1 pseudogene is annotated in these 1,423 nt (G+C 56.4%); it reads right to left on the bottom strand.

The annotated features are described in order from the left end of the window. Window positions 1-1,055: 1,055 nt before the first annotated feature. Window positions 1,056-1,423 (bottom strand): annotated as a pseudogene (locus tag OC446_RS30350) (DDE-type integrase/transposase/recombinase); the annotation flags it as partial.

A 1,423-nucleotide genomic window follows, 5' to 3' on the forward strand; every position in this document is an offset into this window, starting at 1 on the left:
TGGCCATGAGTGGACACGATCCGGTCCCAGCCCGCGGCCATCACGCCCCGCTTACTATAATCAGGAACAGATCTTGCGCTGACCCCAAGAAGGGGACGACGACCTGGATTGGCTACAAGGTGCATCTCACCGAGACGTGCGACTAGGGCGGCCCACACGTGACCACGCCTGGGGAGACTACGCCGGCGCTGTCGCCGATCGCGACGCTCTGGAACAGATTTATGCCACCCTTGACGCCAAGGGGTCGATGCCGGTTATGTTGCGGCCCATCAACTTGTGGCCAGCCGGAAGAAAGGCGTGACGCTCCTCGCACGAACGCGTCAATCCGCATTCACTAAGCTGATGACGCTTCCAAGCTGCCCAGAAGGCAGTCGCCAGCAGTATCTTCCTAAGGCAAGATCACAGCGGCACCGGACCACGCGCATAGGGGCTCGCCGGGATCTCTTCGGCTCCATCGAGATTTATTCTAGCCGGCTACGTATCCACTCGGCCCTCGGACATCTCACACCCGAACGGAGAGCAAACTCTCTCACTGTTCACAAAATCGGGGAAGATCCCCTGAATGCCCACTACCTTGCACAACAAAAGTTCAGGATTGACTTCAAACTGGCTCGCAACATTTTGCTGCCGGAGCAGCCAAAAGATGGCTGCGTCCTCGTTGATGGACTTTGGGAAAATGCGACACTTACCTGCACTCTTTCTACTTCCAGTCTCCATTGCTTTCAACCCGACAGGCAGTTCGGCACAGTTTCTGCAGGGTACAGGCTTTTCCTGGGGTGCCTCTGGCATAGAAGGCAGTTGCCAGATCCTGAGTGGGGACGATAAACAACCACTTACATTCAGTTTCAAAACGGGCCAAAAATATATATTCGTTAGCTCTTGCCAGAAAAAGGCGAAGTATAGTGGCTCGGTGAGAGCTTATGAGGTCGAGACTCTCAGTGTATCGCCAGGGATCATTGAACTTGTAGATCAAAGAGGGAGACGGTGGAGCATTCTGAAAGAACGACCAGGCAAATATAGTGCACGTCGCATTAAATCCAGCGGTTAAGGACCTCCTCGAAGCCATCAGCCGTGAAGCAGGATCCTCTGTCCGTCAGGACATGCGTGATCTTGAAGGGGAAGGCATAGATCGCCTCGTTCAGGATAGCGATTGCGCTGGTGGTCAGTTCGTCGTCCTTGACCGCCAGGTGCACCCAGCGGGAGCAGCGGTCGATGGCCACGTACAGGAAGCGCTTGCGGCGCTCACCATCGGCGGTTCTGAGCTTGGACAGGTGCTTGATGTCCAGGTGCACGAAGCCGAGGTCATAATCCTTGAACGTGCCGATCCGGCGCTTTCGCGGCTGCGACGGCGGCAGGCGGCCTAAGCCTTCAGCCTTGAGGATGCGGTAGACGGCATCGCGGTTGAGATGCGGCAGGAAGTGCG

The organism is Microvirga sp. Mcv34 (assembly GCF_024519725.1).
Lineage (GTDB): Bacteria > Pseudomonadota > Alphaproteobacteria > Rhizobiales > Beijerinckiaceae > Microvirga.